At 45.0% G+C, this 16,446-nt stretch carries 14 protein-coding genes and 1 riboswitch; of the genes, 12 read left to right on the forward strand and 2 right to left on the reverse strand.

What is annotated here, in order from left to right; genetic code table 11:
• Positions 1–174: 174 nt before the first annotated feature.
• Positions 175–1,248, reverse strand: coding sequence for a chitobiase/beta-hexosaminidase C-terminal domain-containing protein (locus tag Q7J41_RS14990; protein WP_304889245.1), 1,074 nt, complete (start codon positions 1,246–1,248; stop codon positions 175–177).
• Between the two features lie 288 nt (positions 1,249–1,536).
• Here Q7J41_RS14990 and Q7J41_RS14995 point away from each other — a divergent pair, with 288 nt between their 5' ends.
• From Q7J41_RS14995 to Q7J41_RS15010, 4 genes are all read left to right on the forward strand, one after another.
• Positions 1,537–2,211, forward strand: a complete 675-nt coding sequence (locus Q7J41_RS14995) for a response regulator transcription factor (protein WP_304889246.1) — start codon at positions 1,537–1,539, stop codon at positions 2,209–2,211.
• A 12-nt stretch (positions 2,212–2,223) separates the two neighbouring features.
• On the forward strand, positions 2,224–3,234 hold the full coding sequence (locus Q7J41_RS15000) for a HAMP domain-containing sensor histidine kinase (protein WP_304889247.1): 1,011 nt from the start codon (positions 2,224–2,226) through the stop codon (positions 3,232–3,234).
• 127 nt (positions 3,235–3,361) lie between these two features.
• The gene (locus Q7J41_RS15005) at positions 3,362–4,129 is read left to right on the forward strand and encodes an ABC transporter ATP-binding protein (RefSeq protein ID WP_304889248.1); all 768 of its coding nucleotides are present in this window, start codon (positions 3,362–3,364) and stop codon (positions 4,127–4,129) included.
• Positions 4,122–6,107 (forward strand): ABC transporter permease, encoded by a 1,986-nt coding sequence (locus Q7J41_RS15010; RefSeq protein WP_304889249.1) that lies wholly within the window; start codon positions 4,122–4,124, stop codon positions 6,105–6,107. Before Q7J41_RS15005 ends, Q7J41_RS15010 begins: the two co-directional genes overlap by 8 nt.
• A 30-nt stretch (positions 6,108–6,137) precedes the next feature.
• On the opposite strand, the gene Q7J41_RS15015 is transcribed toward Q7J41_RS15010, so the two are convergent.
• Positions 6,138–8,171 carry a bifunctional diguanylate cyclase/phosphodiesterase gene (locus Q7J41_RS15015; protein ID WP_304889250.1) on the reverse strand — a complete coding sequence of 678 codons (2,034 nt, stop codon included), beginning with the start codon at positions 8,169–8,171 and terminating at the stop codon, positions 6,138–6,140.
• 201 nt (positions 8,172–8,372) lie between these two features.
• A riboswitch (cobalamin riboswitch) is annotated at positions 8,373–8,554 on the forward strand.
• A 170-nt stretch (positions 8,555–8,724) separates the two neighbouring features.
• Here Q7J41_RS15015 and Q7J41_RS15020 point away from each other — a divergent pair.
• The 8 genes from Q7J41_RS15020 to Q7J41_RS15055 form a co-directional block, all read left to right on the forward strand.
• A complete protein-coding gene (locus Q7J41_RS15020) occupies positions 8,725–9,471 on the forward strand; it encodes an energy-coupling factor ABC transporter permease (protein WP_304889251.1) in 747 nt (248 codons plus the stop codon).
• The gene (locus tag Q7J41_RS15025) at positions 9,449–9,748 is read left to right on the forward strand and encodes an energy-coupling factor ABC transporter substrate-binding protein (protein ID WP_304889252.1); all 300 of its coding nucleotides are present in this window, start codon (positions 9,449–9,451) and stop codon (positions 9,746–9,748) included. The genes Q7J41_RS15020 and Q7J41_RS15025 overlap by 23 nt, the downstream gene beginning before the upstream one ends.
• A gap of 196 nt (positions 9,749–9,944) precedes the next feature.
• A complete protein-coding gene (gene cbiQ, locus Q7J41_RS15030; protein ID WP_304889253.1) occupies positions 9,945–10,655 on the forward strand; it encodes a cobalt ECF transporter T component CbiQ in 711 nt (236 codons plus the stop codon).
• On the forward strand, positions 10,648–11,490 hold the full coding sequence (locus tag Q7J41_RS15035) for an energy-coupling factor ABC transporter ATP-binding protein (RefSeq protein ID WP_304889254.1): 843 nt from the start codon (positions 10,648–10,650) through the stop codon (positions 11,488–11,490). Before cbiQ ends, Q7J41_RS15035 begins: the two co-directional genes overlap by 8 nt.
• Positions 11,465–12,757: a glutamyl-tRNA reductase gene (hemA, locus tag Q7J41_RS15040; protein ID WP_304889255.1), complete on the forward strand. Its 1,293-nt coding sequence runs from the start codon at positions 11,465–11,467 to the stop codon at positions 12,755–12,757. The genes Q7J41_RS15035 and hemA overlap by 26 nt, the downstream gene beginning before the upstream one ends.
• Positions 12,735–13,322 carry a bifunctional precorrin-2 dehydrogenase/sirohydrochlorin ferrochelatase gene (locus Q7J41_RS15045; protein WP_304889256.1) on the forward strand — a complete coding sequence of 196 codons (588 nt, stop codon included), beginning with the start codon at positions 12,735–12,737 and terminating at the stop codon, positions 13,320–13,322. Before hemA ends, Q7J41_RS15045 begins: the two co-directional genes overlap by 23 nt.
• Positions 13,323–13,340: 18 nt before the next feature.
• Positions 13,341–15,758, forward strand: coding sequence for a hydroxymethylbilane synthase (hemC, locus tag Q7J41_RS15050; RefSeq protein WP_304889257.1), 2,418 nt, complete (start codon positions 13,341–13,343; stop codon positions 15,756–15,758).
• Between the two features lie 16 nt (positions 15,759–15,774).
• A partial coding sequence (locus Q7J41_RS15055; protein ID WP_304889258.1) for a porphobilinogen synthase occupies positions 15,775–16,446 on the forward strand: 672 nt, incomplete at its 3' end.

The raw sequence follows: 16,446 nt of genomic DNA on the forward strand, positions 1-16,446 counted from the left end.
CCGTACCGACCAATTGTTAATCTGTTGTTCGCCGCGGAATCGGACAGGCTCTGCCGTGTCCGCTCCGATGCGTACAACATGATGTAACAATTGTCGGTACTGGGTTATCTTTATTTGACAGTCTAAAACTCCCAGTCAAGAGACTGGGAGTTTTAACGTTAATGGCGAAGAAATTTAGTCAAAGGTGAAGATGTCTTGACCAGCGAATAAAAAAGGAATCCGATACTGGCCGCTGCCGAGGTATTCAGCGGCGGTATAATTCAACCAGGATTTACCGGCATAGCGGCGTTGGATCTGGTTGTCTCCGATTGTTCCAAAATCGAATTCTACCAGCGTATCGCCGGCATTATAGCCATCATAGGTAAAATCCAGAACCTTGATAGTGCCACCGTTTTCAGTGGTTGAGACAACAACATAATCACCGCTGGCCACACTGAGTGGTTTGGGGATGTATTCCCGATAGGTAGTTTGCGAAACAGATAAAACTGTTCCAGAGTCGGAATTATACCAAATCCCGTATAATTTATTGATAAACTCCTCCTCACTAAGAACGGATTGGGTCGTGGTTGGGGGACTGGTCAGAACATATTTGCCTTCAACCGTTGGACTGGAAAAACCTTTGGCACTTACCGCAATGGCCTTGACGGTGGTTTCGCCAATCGCCAGCGGAATCGCCGCAGTATATTTGGCTGAAGTCTGATTGGGAACACTGCCATCGATGGTATAATAGACCGCATCGCCAGTGCTGCCTGTGATGATTTCCAGATTTTGAGTGCCCTCATAAGTTCCCGGCGCCAGGTTGAAGCTGGGCTTTTTAACCAGATAGCTGTCCTTGTTTGTTATATAGCTTTGATCCCCGGTTTCTGTGGCGGCTCGTTCCAGCAAAGCGAGAATCTCGGCCTCAGATTTTCCTGACAATAAATAAGAACTGATTAATTCATCATAGAGCTTTTTCAATTCGGCCTGATCCGTGGTTTTTTCAATTTTTTCTTCACTGGTCAGATTTGAAACGACAAATTGATTATAAAGAAAAAAAGTAAGACCGGCCAGAATCAGTACACCTCCGACAATTGCCAGGATGATGATCAATGTTTTTTTGTTTTTTTTCGGCGGTGGAATATTTGGTGGGGGCGTTGCGCTGGAATCAATGTCTGAATCAACTTCAGTCCGTTCCAGTTCAGCCCAGTTAAATTCGTCGTGAGCCGGTGAGCCTTCAGGGTTATCTGTTTGGTGTTTCTGATCCTTCATTTTAAACCCTCCTTGTCCGGGTTGGAATCAAAACGCAAACTAGTTATGGTTACGATCATTTGAAACGAATGGCCAGAAATCGACAATGGAAAGATCGATCAGGGTTTATATTAAATCTATACCCATAAATCGCTTTTATATGGCAGATGAGATAGTTTTTTTATAAAAAACAACAATGATCAGATGTATTTTGAAATTCGGCAGTTTTGATTTATAATAGTGAATAAGCGGCAACGAAGCATGAGTGCTTTGCTTTGCCTATCAGCAGAAATGGATAGGATGGTGTGCATGTATAAAATACTAATTATCGAAGACGATCAGATTATTGCCAGGGCGCTGAAAAATCATTTGGATAAATGGGAACTGGAAACCCAAATAGTTGCGGATTTCCATCATATTCTGGATCAGTTTGTGACTTATGATCCCCAACTGGTTCTTTTGGATATTTCGCTGCCATTTTTTAATGGCTACCATTGGTGCAGTGAAATCCGCAAGATTTCCAAGGTGCCGATAATTTTCATCTCTTCCACCAGTGACAACATGAATATCGTCATGGCCATGAACATGGGTGGGGATGATTTTATTGCCAAGCCCTTCGATCTGGCGGTGGTGGTGGCAAAAATTCAGGCTCTGCTGCGGCGGACCTACTCCTTTCAGGGACAGATGAGCCTGTTGGAACATAAGGGCGCGATTCTGAATCTCAGCGATACCAGCCTTAGCTATGCTGATAAAAAAGTGGAACTGAGCAAAAATGAGTTCAAGACCCTGCAGATTTTGCTGGAGAACAAGGGTAAGGTGGTATCCCGGGATGTGATCATGAAACGGCTCTGGGACAGCGACTGTTTTGTCGATGACAATACCTTGACGGTCAATATTGCCCGGCTGCGGAAAAAACTGGATGAGGCCGGACTGGCAGATTTTATTGCCACCAAAAAGGGTATTGGCTATTTAATTGGAGATTAATCGAGGTTTAAAATGAAAACATCTTTTGTATTGAGAGCTTACCTGAAAAGTCGGATCAGAGTAATGGCAGCCTTTGTTTTATTTATGCTGGTGTTTGCGATGGTATATGCCCTCTATTATCTGCCGCTGGAGCCCATTATTTATAGTGCTGAACTGGTGACAGCTTTGGCAGTGATTTTTGCCGGTCTCGATTTTATACGGTTTTATCAGAAACATCAGCGCCTGACAGAAGCGATCAACGAGGCAACAGTTGGGGTGGGGGAATTACCAAGACCCAAGGATTTGCTGGAAAGGGATTATCAAACCCTGATACGGGTGCTGGCGGAGAATCGCACCGAGCTGATTTCTCAGTTTGACAACCGGCAAACGGATATGATTGACTACTATACCTTATGGGCCCATCAGATTAAAACCCCCATCTCAGCCATGGGGATGCTGCTCCAGACTGAAGAGGGTGACCGGGAACGGACCCGCACCTATGGGCAGGAACTTTTTAAAATCGAACAATACGTGGAGATGGTGCTCCAGTATTTACGGCTGGAGAGCATGTCCTCCGATTTGATTTTGGTCGAATACGATTTGGCTGACATTGTCAGACAGGCCGTAAAAAAATATGGCATTATTTTTATCAATAAAAAAATATCCCTGGAGTTGGCAGAACTGAATTGCCGGGTTCTAACCGATGAAAAATGGCTGGTCTTTGTTCTGGAACAGATTATTTCCAATGCCCTCAAGTACACCAATCAGGGAAAGATTTCCATCTATCTGGATGACTGGTCAGAAAAAACCCTGATCATTGAAGACACCGGCGTTGGAATCAGAGATGAAGACATTGCCCGGATTTTTGACCGGGGCTTTACCGGCTACAACGGCAGAATGGACAAAAAATCCACTGGCATCGGTCTATATCTGTGTCAGCAGGTGTTAAATAAACTCTCCCACTCCATCACCGTAACCTCTCAGGTAGGGAAGGGCACCCGGGTCAGCATTGATCTGGCGATGCTAGGATTTGAAGCGTTATAAGTACAACCTTACAAAAGTGTAAGATTAACAGCCGAAATGTAAGCCAAAGCGATGGCCGGTTAATTTCTTTTTCGCTATACTTTAGTTGTCGATAAAATAAAATTTCAGATCATAGAGGGAGAGAAACATGCGATTACTCGAAGTAAAGAATTTAAAGAAAATTTATACCACCCGGTTTGGCGGGAATCAGGTTCAGGCGTTGTCCAACGTCAGCTTCTCGGTGGAGCAGGGCGAATACGTGGCGATCATGGGAGAATCCGGTTCGGGAAAAACAACCCTGCTCAATATTCTGGCCTCCCTGGATAAACCCACCAGCGGCGAAGTGTTTCTGGATGGCAAAAACATTGTTACCATTAAAGACAGTGAGATCTCGGCCTTCCGTCGCGATAACCTGGGCTTTGTATTTCAGGACTTCAATCTTTTAGATACCTTTTCGATTCAGGATAATATCTTTTTGCCGCTGGTGCTGGCTCAAAAGAGCTATGAGGAAATGAACAGTCGGATTAAGCACCTTTCGCAGCGATTAGAAATTCAGGAACTGCTGCAAAAATTTCCTTATGAGGTTTCCGGTGGGCAAAAACAGCGAGCGGCGGTGGCCCGGGCGCTGATTACCCAGCCTAAACTGGTGCTGGCCGATGAACCCACCGGCGCCCTGGATTCCAAGGCGGCCATGAATCTGCTGAAGATCTTTTCAACCATCAATGATCTCGGCCAGACGATCCTGATGGTTACCCACTCAGTGGCGGCGGCCAGTCATGCTAACCGGGTCTTGTTTATCAAGGACGGCGAGATTTACAATCAGATCTATCGGGGTTCGATGAGCAACGACGATATGTATCAAAAAATATCCTTTACCCTGTCGGTGCTGGCTTCCGGAGGTGAAGAGCTTGAATAAGTTTTTTTATCCCAAGCTGGCACTGGTCAATTTAAAGAAAAACGGGAACACCTATATTCCCTATATTCTGACCTGTATCGGTTCAATCATGGCCTTTTATACGATGGTTTCGATCCACAGCAATAAGGGGCTGGATCAAATGCCCGGTTCCACGAATTTGAAGTTTATTCTTTTTCTGGGTATCATCGTGATTGGTATTTTTGCGGTTATCTTTCTTTTTTACACCAATAGTTTTTTAATCAAGCGGCGGAAAAAGGAACTGGGTTTATACAGTATCCTGGGTCTGGAAAAGAAGCATATTGCCCGGGTACTTTTTTATGAGACTGTCTTTGTGACGATCATCAGCCTGAGTCTGGGGTTGATCGGCGGGATTCTGATTGGAAAACTGCTGTTCCTGCTGCTGTTGAATATCGTTCATTTCAAGAGTCCCTTAAGCTTTCATATCGATTATTGGGGGCTATTAATCACCACCGGGGTTTTTCTGGCGATCTTTAGCTTGACGCTGGTGACAAATTTCTTACAGGTCAAAATCTCCAATCCCATCGATCTCTTAAAAGGCGGACAACATGGGGAGAAGGAACCAAAATCTTCCTGGATTGTTACCCTGATCGGGATTATTTCCCTGGGCACTGGCTATGGGATAGCCCTTTCGGTCGAAACACCACTTGAGGCGTTATTGCTTTTCTTTGTGGCGGTGGTGTTTGTCATCATCGGAACCTATGCGCTATTTATCTCCGGAAGCATTACCCTGCTGAAACAATTGAAAAAAAATAAAAAGTTTTATTATCAGTCGCGAAATTTCATTTCCGTGTCGGGGATGATATACCGGATGAAACAAAACGCCGTAGGTCTGGCCAATATTTGTATCTTGAGCACCATGGTGCTGGTCACCCTTTCCACCACCGTGTCGCTATATATTGGTCAGGAAGGAATGCGCCGGGATTTTTATCCGTGGGATGTGAGTATTATGGGAGAAGCCGCCAACACCGATTTCGCTGCAGTCAAAGCGATTGTTGAATTAGAAAAAGAAAAATTAAATGTGAGGAGCGGCGATGAAATTTCTTTTGATCTGGCTCATTTTCGAGCTTTTCAGGAAGGCAGTCACTTTCTGAAAGATATGGTTGAGGACGAAAGCACCGACACCATGTATTACGAAAGGGTCTCGAACATGACCCTCATTCCCCTGGATGATTATAACCGTTTAACTGGTGGCAATAAAAGTCTGGCCGAGAATGAAATGCTGATTTTTTCGGTGGGGGACAACTATGAAGAACAGACCCTTGTTTTTGGCGATGATCAGTATCTGATCACCGAGCAGCTCGAAGCCATTCCCATGGACTTTAAAAAGACCCAGGATATGGGTCATACCTACTACCTGATTGTCAAAGACGATGCGGTTATGGAAACCATTTATCAGACCATGAAAAATGATGATGATCCTCAGACGACCCTCCATGCCCTGATGTTCAATCTCGAGGGAGATGAGGAGATCCTCAACGCCTTTTCAGCCAATATGCGGGCAGCGGTACTCCAGAGCAATCCCGATATCAACATCCAAAACCTTTATGAAGCATTGACGGAACTTTATTTTTTCTTCGGTGGTTTTCTGTTTCTGGGCGTATTTTTGGGCTCCCTGTTTATGATGGCCACGGTGTTGATTATTTATTTCAAACAGATTTCCGAAGGCTATGAAGACAGCGAACGCTTTGTCATTATGCAGAAGGTGGGAATGGATAAAACCGAGGTTAAAAAAACCATCAGCAAGCAGATCCTAATGGTATTCTTCCTGCCCCTGGCCGGAGCCATCATCCACGTCGCCTTTGCCTTCCCGGTGATCACCAAAATGCTGGCCGCCTTCCGACTGACCAACATACCGCTAATCTTTTTATGTACACTGGTTGGTGTCGTCGTTTATGCTCTGGTATATACTGGCGTTTATCTGCTCACCGCCAGATCGTATTATAAGATGATTCATTAAGAATAATGCCGACAAATAAAAAATCCCCTATTACAGGGGATTTTTTTCCAATAGCGCTTCCATGTCTTTGACACACATCGGTTTGCCGAACATAAAGCCCTGAATACAATCGCAGTTGTTGGCTTTTAAATAGTCTAGTTGGGTGCTGTTTTCAATGCCTTCGGCAACAATATGGGCATCCAGGTTATGACCCAGCGAAATGATATCCCCAACGATTCGGATTGAGGAATCCTGAGCAGAGAGATCATCAATAAAGGATTTATCAATTTTCAGAGTGTCAATAGGCAGCCGTCTTAAATAGCTCAGGGATGAAAAACCGGTGCCAAAATCGTCCAACGAAATTCGGATATTTAACGCCTTTATTTCATTAAGCATGTCAATGGTTTCTTCGATGTTGTCAATAAAAAAGGATTCTGTGATTTCCAATTCCAGTTGTTTAGGATCTAAGTTGGTTTGAGCCAGAACGTTTTTCACAATGTCGACAAAATTCTTGTCCCTTATTTGAACGGCCGAGACATTCACAGAAATGCAAAGATTCTGGTTAAAGCGATGATCCAGTTCTTTAAACTTCTGGCAGGCAGTTAACAGTACCCACTCACCAATACCGATAATTAAGCCCATTTCTTCAGCCAACGGGATGAAGCTCATGGGGGCAACACGACCATAATCGGGGGAATCCCATCGGATCAGGGCTTCAAAACCGCGGATGCGATGATCCACAGCATTAAACTGAGGCTGATATTCAATGAAAAACTCCTTGTTCTCGTAGGCTTTCAGGAGCAGGGATTCCATTTGGATCTTATTGAGAATTTCTTCTTTCATATCCGGTCTGAAAAATTGAATGTTATTCCGTCCCAACTCTTTCGCCTTATACATCGATGTGTCAGCGCTCTTAAGTAGTTCAATGGGATCTTTGCCATCCTGGGGGAAGACGGAAATACCAAAACTAGCGCTGACCCGGAACTCAGAACAGCTTGTTTTGATTTTATCGCAAAGTTGAGCTCTCAACCCTTCCACATAGCTGTAAGCAGTATCTTCTTTGATATTCCGCTGGATGAGCAGAGCAAATTCATCGCCGCCAAGGCGACCCAGTAAATCATCTTCATGGATGAGCTCCTGCAAACGCATGGCGGTGTATTTTAAATAGTCGTCACCATAAAGATGGCCCATGGTGTCATTGATTTTTTTAAAATTATCCAAATCAATGAAAACAATGAAAAAGTTTGACTTTTCATTTTCCGATAGATTAACCAGTAGCTGCAAGCGTTCCATAATCATTTTTCGATTGGGCAGTTCCGTTAAACTATCGTAGTACGCCAGAAAGTGAAGTCGTTCTTCATTTTTTTTAATTTCTTCATTAAATGTCTGAAGTTCCTGATTCTGCGTGGCTAGTGTTTTCTTGGTAAGATTCAGTTTTTTATAAAGCGATGCAATTTTTTCTTTTTGATAAATCACGGTATTTAGACGTTCAATAGCTTTATCGTAGCGATTTAAATTCAGATAAAAAGTTGCTGAAGCCAGGCTGAAAATAAAGCAGAACAGCATGTTTTGGATTAAAAAATAAACCGGGCTAAAGAGAAACCCATCGGTAGGTAAAAGAAAGGTCACATATAAGCCGCAGACAAAAGTCGTTATGGCAATATAATACAACATGGTTATTTTTAAACGCATCAGCGAAAGGATGATCATGACAAAAGAAACAGACCATACTGCCGGACCGATGATCTGGTAGTATCGGACGACGATAAAAGCCAGACAGATGGATTGTGCCAGTGAAACGAGATGATCAAATAAATTGATAGCCAATTTTTTCCGGGAAATAAATTCAAAGCTTATCCCGAGCAATAAGAATATCCCGCTGTTTAACAGCACCTCAGTTAAATTACCACCCCAAAAAAACAAAACAACAATGATATTGGCCAGGGCTCCAAATAATAAAAGGGGCGACGCTATCATACAGGTCATCAGATTTTGATAATATAATATTTGAGTAGGATCATCTTCTGCATTTAATAAGTCAAACACAACCGGTATGGTTCGCTTGAATTTAATGTAATTCATCATGTCACCTCTTTAGTTTAAAGGATTACAGTTATTTTGCTCTATTGTAGCATTTCCCCGATCATATTGCGATAGATAGAAGGGTATGTTTGAAAAATAAATACCCGATAACCAGTCTGAAAAGCCATTTTTTAGCTTAAACGCACTTAAAAAATACTGTACATTTATTATATCCATGTTATAATATAAACACAATTAAATAAGAAATGTAAAAAATCATTTAGGATGAATAATTTTCATTGAGGGAATCTGGTTAGAATCCAGAACGATCCGGTCACTGTAATTAGTTATGTCTCCTTAATATGTCACTGGGCACGTTTTGTCTGGGAAGGCAAGGAGAATAAAAGCTATAAGTCAGGAAACCTACTAAAATGATGTACTAAAGTGTCCTTCCAGGGAAAAGGGAAGTTAGTAACATTAACAAAAGTTGGTTCTGTGGCGTTGCGTTATAGAATTGATGGATACGTGTAATGATAAAACCTTTTTTCCCATAGTAATGTGGGGGAAAGGTTTTTTTTTCGGCAAGTTATGAAAAAAACGGAGGGTGATAGTAAAGATGAAAAAAGCAAAAAGAACCATGACCATTGCTGCTATTGTGTTTTTTATGGTCGTTCTGGCATCGCAGCCAGTCAACGCCATGCATATTATGGAAGGTTTTCTACCGATTGGCTGGGCTATCTTCTGGTGGGTATTATCGCTGCCGTTTATCGCCTTCGGATTATATCAGGTGGGAAAAATATTCAAAGATAAACCTGAGCAAAAAGTTCTACTCGCCATTGCAACAGCTTTCACCTTTGCCCTATCGGCTTTTAAACTGCCGTCGGTAACCGGCAGTTCCTCTCATATGACGGGGATCGGTTTGGGTGCTATTGTCCTGGGACCCTTTGCGACCGTTGTGGTTGGCACCATTGCGCTGTTATTTCAGGCGCTACTTCTGGCTCATGGCGGGCTGACAACTTTAGGTGCCAATGCCTTTTCAATGGCCATTGTCGGATCTTTTGTGGCTTTCGGGATTTATAAAGGGCTGTCAAAAATCAATGTTCCCAAAGCCTTAACCGTCTTTTTAGCAGCATTTATAGCCGATCTGGCAACCTATGTGACCACATCCGTCCAGTTGGGTCTGGCTTTCCCGGATCCTGTCGGTGGGCTTATCGCTTCAGTTATTAAGTTTTTAAGTATCTTTGCGATTACCCAGATACCGCTGGCAATAATCGAAGGCATTTTAACCGTACTGGTGGTCAATGCCATTTACCAATATAAAGAAAAGGGGATTATTTCAAATGAAACTCTCACCGACAACTAAAATTATTCTGATTTTGCTGATTGGCGCACTGATTATTATCCCTCAGATTATCTTGCCGGACGCCGAGTTTTCTGGAGCAGATGATGCCGCCGGAACCGCCATCACCGCAATCGATGAAAATTACGTGCCGTGGTTTGAAAGCTTGTTTGATCCCGGTGATATGGAAGAAAACCTGTTCCATTTCCAACAGCTCTTAGGCGTTGGCGGATTAGGAATCTGCTTTTTCTACCTTTATAAAAAATCGAAAAAAAATGAAAAGGCTGACAAATCGGCCTAGAGGTTGTCGATAAAATACCGTACCGACCAATTGTTAATCTGTTGTTCGCTGCGGAATCGGTCAGGCGATGCCGTGTCCGCTCCGATGCGTACAACATGATGTAACAATTGTCGGTACTAGGTTATCTTTTTTGACAGTCTGAAGCCAAACAAATCAGCCTAAATTATACTAAACAGCAGCTTAGAAGGAGACTGACATGATTGACCGTTTTGCCCATACCAATAAACTTTGCAATGCCAATCCGACTGTTAAGGTAGTGGTTTCATTAGTCATGCTTCTTTCGGTCTTTTTTATCAATGAACCCCTGTATATGGCAGGGGTTTTTGGTGTTATGGTGGGTAGTACGCTATTGTGGGCAAAAATACCGGTGCGGATTTATCTGCATACCCTGATTTTTGATTCCCTCTTTATTATCCCCGGAGCTCTGGCGTTATTATTTACCATCGCCAGTGAAACCAGTAGCAGTGGTGATTACTTGTTTGCATTTGACTTTTTTCAGTTCACCATCGGCATTACCACCACCAATCTGGTGCTGGCAAGCCTGGTTTTTTGCCGGGCGATGTCAGGAGTTTCCTGTATGCTTTTTTTAATATATACAACCCCGGTGATGCAGATTGCCGGAGTGATGAAAAAAGCTCATATCAGCAATACTTTTTTAGAAATATTTATTTTAACCTACCGCTTCATCTTTGATTACTGGGATAAAATTAAAGTCATGGCAACCGCCCAGGAACTGCGCTTTGGCTATCGCAATTTAAGAGTCGCGATCCAATCCGTCGCTATGATGTTAAGCAATTTATTTCTCATGGCCATCCAGAGCTACGAGGAGATGACGCAAACCCTGGAATTAAAGCAATATCAGGGAGACTTTCATGTAAGCTATAGGAAAGGTCTTAAAAATGATTAAAACAGAAAATTTGACTTATCAATATCCGGATGGCACCAAAGCCTTAAACAGCGTGTCCATTGACGGAACCAGGGGAAATTGCATCGCCCTCATCGGTGAAAACGGGGCTGGAAAATCGACCTTAATGTCGGCCTTGATTGGGCTGATCAAGCCAACGGTTGGAACCGTTTTTTTTAAGGAAGAACCCTTATCCTATAAGAAAAAAAATCTCTATGAATTTCGCAAATCGATTGGGCTGGTTATCCAGGAATCGGATAAGCAGGTCTTTTATTCAGGAATATATGATGATGTGGCCTTTGCTCTGAGAAACATGGGCATGGCAGCGGAGGTCATTGATGAGCGGGTGAAGGCGGCGATGGAAGCCACCGGGATCACCCTTTTGGCCGATCGGCCAGTACATTATCTTAGTTACGGGCAAAAGAAACGGGTAGCCATGGCCGGGGTGTTAGCCGTTGAACCAGAGATCATCCTGATGGATGAACCCACTTTAGGACTGGACCCCAAAAGCAAGGCTGGGGTCAAAGCCATCATCAAAGGGGCTTTAGCCAAGGGCATCAAGATTATTTTATCCAGCCATGATATGGATTTTATTTATGAATTTTGTGATTATACCTATGTGCTCCATCATGGTGGCGTGCTGGTGGAAGGTGAAACCACCGCGGTTTTCAAAAACACTGAAGCCCTGGAAACGGCCAGTCTGGAACAGGCAACGATGACCCGATTGGAACAGTGTCTGGGGATTAAAGGGTTTCGCAGCATTGCTGCCCTGGAAGAAGCGATCAGGAATCAGAAAAAGGAGGTTCAAGCGGATGAAACTGGTAGTAGCGGGAATTAATCATAAGGATACGCCTTTGGAAATTCGGGAAAAAGGGGCTTTTCTTCATCGCACCTTGAATGAGGCCATCCGGACCCTTTTGAGTGAGCCGGACATTGCCGAGGTGATCATTCTTTCAACCTGTAACCGTAGTGAGATCTACGTATCGACCCGAAATATCGATGCGGCCGGAAAAATCTTAACTGATTTTTATCTCAGCGAAAAATCTGCGGAACTGGCACCCTATCTGTTTGTCAAAAAAGAACGGGAAGCAATGGTCCATCTCTACGAGGTGGTAACGGGATTAGATTCGATGATTCTGGGGGAAGATCAGATTCTCGGCCAGGTCAAGGATGCCCTGGAAAAATCGCAGGCCGTCAAGGGCTGCGGTAAATACCTGACGAAAATGTTTCGGGAAGCAATCACCTTTACCAAAAAAGTGAAAACTGACTATAAAATATCCGAAACCCCCTTATCCTTAAGTTCAACCGCAGTAAAGCATATCAAACGGGAGTATCCCGAAGACTATGGCGATAAAAAAATACTGATCATCGGATCCGGGAAAATGGGTGTGCTGGCGTTGCGCTATATGAAGGCCGAAGGCTTTCAGAATCCCTACATGACCAATCGGACCTTTCATAATATGGATCAATGCGAGGCCATCCACGAAAACGTTCAGATGATCCACTATGAAGACCGCTATGAGAGCATTACCGACATGGATGTGATCATTACCGCCACCGCATCGCCACATGTTATTTTGAAGGCTGAGGAAATGAAGCCGCTCCACAAACCGCTGACAGTGATCGATTTAGCGCTGCCCCGGGATGTCGAAGAAGCGGTCGGCAACCTGGACAAGGTCGAACTGCTGACCATTGATGATTTTAAAAACATGATGGATGAAAAAATGGCTTATCGGGTCAAGATCGCCAAAAAAATAGCGGCCGAAATTCAGGATGAAATCGATGGACTGCTGTCCTGGGTGACCCACGCCAAGGTTGATAACATGGTCCGGGATTTGAACGAAACCTCCCGGCAACTGGCCGAGGAAACCATTGAAAATCTCTGTGGCCGGTTAAAGCTGACTGAAAAAGAAGAAGTGTATCTGGCCAAGGTGATCCGCTCTAAATTCCGGGAAATGGTGATGCCGCCGATTAAGCAGCTTAAGTCGCTGGAGTGTGAAGAGGAAATTATCGGCATTGAAAAAACCGTGACCTATCTGTTCCCGGGAATCCAGGACAAAAAACCATTGGAAGAGCAGAACCATGATGACACCGCTGTTATTTAACTTAAAAAACAAAAAGGTGCTGGTGGTCGGCGGTGGCAAGGTTGCCGCCAGACGGATTGTCACCTTATTGGAAAACGGCATGCAGGTGATTGCGGTGAGTCCCAATTTTTCCGAGGCGATCATTAGAACCGAGAATAGTCAGCTAACCCTGATCAATGTCGGCTATCACAAGGAACAGCTTGCTGACATCGATTTGGCAGTGGCGGCAACCAACAGTCACGAGTTGAATCAGCAGATCAAAATGGACTGCCTAGCCCAAAAAATCTGGTGCAACCGGGTGGATGATCCGGAGGATTCGGATTTTATTTTTCCCAGCGTCATTCGCCGGGGCGATTTAACCCTGTCGGTCTGTACCGAAGGGGCCAGTCCTTTTTTAACGAAGCGTATTGTCGACGAACTGGCTGACCGCTATGATGACAGCTATACTGAAAAAACGGCCTTATTGCGATTGCTCCGTCAGGCCATTTTAGCCGGTGCTGGGTCCCCGCAGCAAAAAACCGAAAAACTTAAAGAATTGTCCCGATGTTCCAATCTGGAACTCAGAGCAAAACTAGGAAATAACTGACAATTGGAGATAAGAGAAATGAATATAAAAGTTGGAACAAGAGGCAGTACCCTGGCTCGCACCCAAAGCCAGTGGCTGATTGATGTGCTGGCCAAAGCTCACCCGCAGATAAACTTCGAAATGGTGATTATTAAAACAAAAGGCGATCTGGTTCAGGATAAACCGCTTGATAAAATCGGCGACAAGGGCTTGTTTACCAAGGAGCTGGAAGATTCGCTGCTATCTGGCGAGATTGATATGGCCATCCACAGCATGAAGGATATGCCGTCAAAATTGCCAAAAGGCCTGATGCTGACGGTTCCAACCGTTCGCGAAGATCCCCGGGATGTTCTGTTGACGCCACATCAGATCACTTCCCTGGATGAGTTGCCTAAGGGCGCAGTGGTAGCAACCGGAAGCAAACGACGGATCTGTCAGCTGCAAAAGTTGCGGCCGGATGTCGAAATCGTCGGGATCCGCGGCAACATCGATACCCGGATTCGCAAAATGCAAGAACAGCAATTGGACGGCATCATTCTGGCCGCCGCCGGTCTGAAACGGATTGGTCGCTTGGAGGATTCAGCTTACCAGACGGTGACCTTGCCGGAGAACACCTTTATCCCGGCCCCCGCCCAGGGAATCCTGGCGGTGGAAGTCCGGGAAGATAATGAGACAGTCAAAGAACTGATGGCAGCCATTTCTGATCAAAACACGATTATCCAGATGAGCGCCGAACGAAGTTTTTTAAATGCCTTAAACGGCAGTTGTCATATTCCGGTCGGGGCGTTTTGTGAAATAACAGCAGACAACATTATATTATACGGACTCTATGGTCTGGAAGACGGCAGTCATGTGGTCACCCGATCCATTGAGGGAGCACCTGAGGAGGCAGAAAATTTGGGAAAACAATTAGCAGCAACATGTTATCAAGCGGTGCATGCAAAGCCGGGAAAAGTCTATCTGGCCGGCGGCGGATGCGGGGATCCCGGTCTCCTAACCGTTAAAGCCAAAGATATTTTAACCAAAGCCGATGTGGTGGTTTATGATGCCCTGGTCAATGAAAGTTTTCTAAACGACGCCCGCGCCGATGCCGAAATCATCTATGTCGGCAAACGGGCCGGCAATCATGCCATGCGTCAGGAAGATATCAATGCCTTACTCGTCCAAAAAGGCCTGGAAGGCAAACTGGTTCTGCGCTTAAAAGGTGGCGACCCCTATGTCTTTGGCCGCGGTGGCGAAGAAGGGGAAGACCTCTACGACGCTGGGGTCCCTTTTGAAGTGATCCCCGGGATTACCTCGGTCATCGGCGGACTGGCCTATGCCGGGATTCCGATTACCCACCGGGACTGCGTGTCTTCGTTCCATGTCATCACCGGGCATTTAAAATCCAACGCCTACGACGGCGCATCGGATCTGGATTGGCCGGTGCTGGGTAAGCTCAAAGGCACCATCGTCTTTTTAATGGGCGTCAAGAATCTGGAAAAGATTTGTGACGAACTGGTTAAAAATGGCATGAATCCAGAAATGCCAGTGGCTGTGGTCCATCGGGCCTCCACCCCTTATCAGCGGGTCGTGACTGGAAACCTGACCACCATCTACGACATTGCCACCGCAGCAAAAATAACGGCTCCAAGCCTGATTGTGGTCGGGGAAGTCGTCAATAAACGGCAAAAATTGCGGTTCTTTGATGAAAAACCATTGTTTGGAAAAAACATTATCGTCACTAGGTCCCGGGAACAAAGTTCCCAGATGGTTGAAAAAATCACTGAGTTGGGTGGCAATGCCATCGAATTCCCAACCATTAAAATTGTCCCCATTAACGAAGCCGCCTGTGACGAAAAGGTGAAGTGCCTTACGGACTACAGCCATATTATTTTTACCAGCATCAACGGTGTCGAAATTTTCTTTGATTCCCTGACCCGCTGCGGCAAAGACGCCCGAGCCTTTGGCAATCTGCATATCACTGCCATTGGGGAAGGCACCAAAAATGCCCTTTTAGCCCGAGGCCTGCAAGCCGACTTTGTGCCGGATAAATATGTTGGTGAAGAACTGGTCAGCGGTCTGGTACCACTGCTTAACAAAGACAGTCGGGTGCTAATTCCCCGATCAAAAAATGCCCGGATCTATGTGGTCGAAGAATTATCGAAGATCTGTCCGGTCGACGAGATCCAAAGCTACGAAACCATCCGGGAAGATCACGCCACTGTTGATCCGCTGGAAATGTTAAATAACAAAGAGATCGATTATATTACCTTTACCAGCTCCACCACCGTCCAGTTTTTTATCGAAAAAATCGGTGCTGCCCACATCGATGCCATCAACTCCGCAAAAGCGGTATCGATCGGCCCCCAAACCTCAAAAAAATGCCTGGAATTCGGCATTGATGTCGACATCGAAGCCGAAACATATACCATCCAGGGAATGTTGGATGCGATTTTAAAGGATTCACAAAAGTAAAAAGGAGGTCAGCAATATGTTGCCAACACGATTACGAAAAAATACGGCGGTTCGGAATTTAATTAGAGAAACCCAGTTGTCCATGAATGATGTGGTATATCCGCTGTTTATAGTAGACGGACAGGGAGTGCGCAAAGAAATCGGCTCCATGAAAGATCAGTATCATCTGTCTTTGGATATGCTGGGGGCGGAAACCCTGGCGCTAAAAGAACTGGGAATCCGTTATGTCATTTTGTTTGGCGTTCCCGATGAAAAGGACAGCGAAGCCACTCCCGCCTTTGATGAAGGCGGTTTGGTTCAGGAAGCGATTCGAGTGATCAAAAAGGTTGATCCAAAAATGTATGTGATCACCGATGTTTGCTTGTGCGAATATAAGAGCGACGGGCATTGCTGCTTTTATGAAGATAGTGGCGAGATCAGAAGAGACCAGACATTGGCGACGTTAAGCAGAACAGCGCTCAGTCATGTCCGCGCTGGAGCCGATATGGTCGCCCCTTCGGATATGATGGACGGTCGCATCGACCATATGCGGGAAACCCTGGATCGGGCCGGTTATGAATCGATTCCGATTATGGCCTATTCGGCTAAATTTGCTTCCAGTTTTTATGGTCCCTTTCGGGATGCCGCCAACTCGGCCCCATCCTTTGGCGACCGTCGCAGCTATCAGATGGATTCGGCCAATTCCCGG

The sequence above is a fragment of the Acetobacterium sp. genome (assembly GCF_030652775.1).
In the GTDB taxonomy this organism is placed as follows: Bacteria; Bacillota; Clostridia; order Eubacteriales; family Eubacteriaceae; genus Acetobacterium.

Bases quoted from the DNA above. Each gene is read 5' to 3' on its own strand.
- cbiQ (WP_304889253.1), top strand. From the start codon at position 9,945: ATGATTGACCGTTTTGCCCATACCAATAAACTTTGCAATGCCAATCCG.
- Q7J41_RS15025 (WP_304889252.1), top strand. From the start codon at position 9,449: ATGAAACTCTCACCGACAACTAAAATTATTCTGATTTTGCTGATTGGC.
- Q7J41_RS15000 (WP_304889247.1), top strand. From the start codon at position 2,224: ATGAAAACATCTTTTGTATTGAGAGCTTACCTGAAAAGTCGGATCAGA.
- hemC (WP_304889257.1), top strand. From the start codon at position 13,341: ATGAATATAAAAGTTGGAACAAGAGGCAGTACCCTGGCTCGCACCCAA.
- Q7J41_RS15045 (WP_304889256.1), top strand. From the start codon at position 12,735: ATGATGACACCGCTGTTATTTAACTTAAAAAACAAAAAGGTGCTGGTG.
- Q7J41_RS15005 (WP_304889248.1), top strand. From the start codon at position 3,362: ATGCGATTACTCGAAGTAAAGAATTTAAAGAAAATTTATACCACCCGG.
- Q7J41_RS14995 (WP_304889246.1), top strand. From the start codon at position 1,537: ATGTATAAAATACTAATTATCGAAGACGATCAGATTATTGCCAGGGCG.
- Q7J41_RS15020 (WP_304889251.1), top strand. From the start codon at position 8,725: ATGAAAAAAGCAAAAAGAACCATGACCATTGCTGCTATTGTGTTTTTT.
- hemA (WP_304889255.1), top strand. From the start codon at position 11,465: ATGAAACTGGTAGTAGCGGGAATTAATCATAAGGATACGCCTTTGGAA.
- Q7J41_RS15035 (WP_304889254.1), top strand. From the start codon at position 10,648: ATGATTAAAACAGAAAATTTGACTTATCAATATCCGGATGGCACCAAA.
- Q7J41_RS15015 (WP_304889250.1), bottom strand. From the start codon at position 8,171: ATGATGAATTACATTAAATTCAAGCGAACCATACCGGTTGTGTTTGAC.
- Q7J41_RS14990 (WP_304889245.1), bottom strand. From the start codon at position 1,248: ATGAAGGATCAGAAACACCAAACAGATAACCCTGAAGGCTCACCGGCT.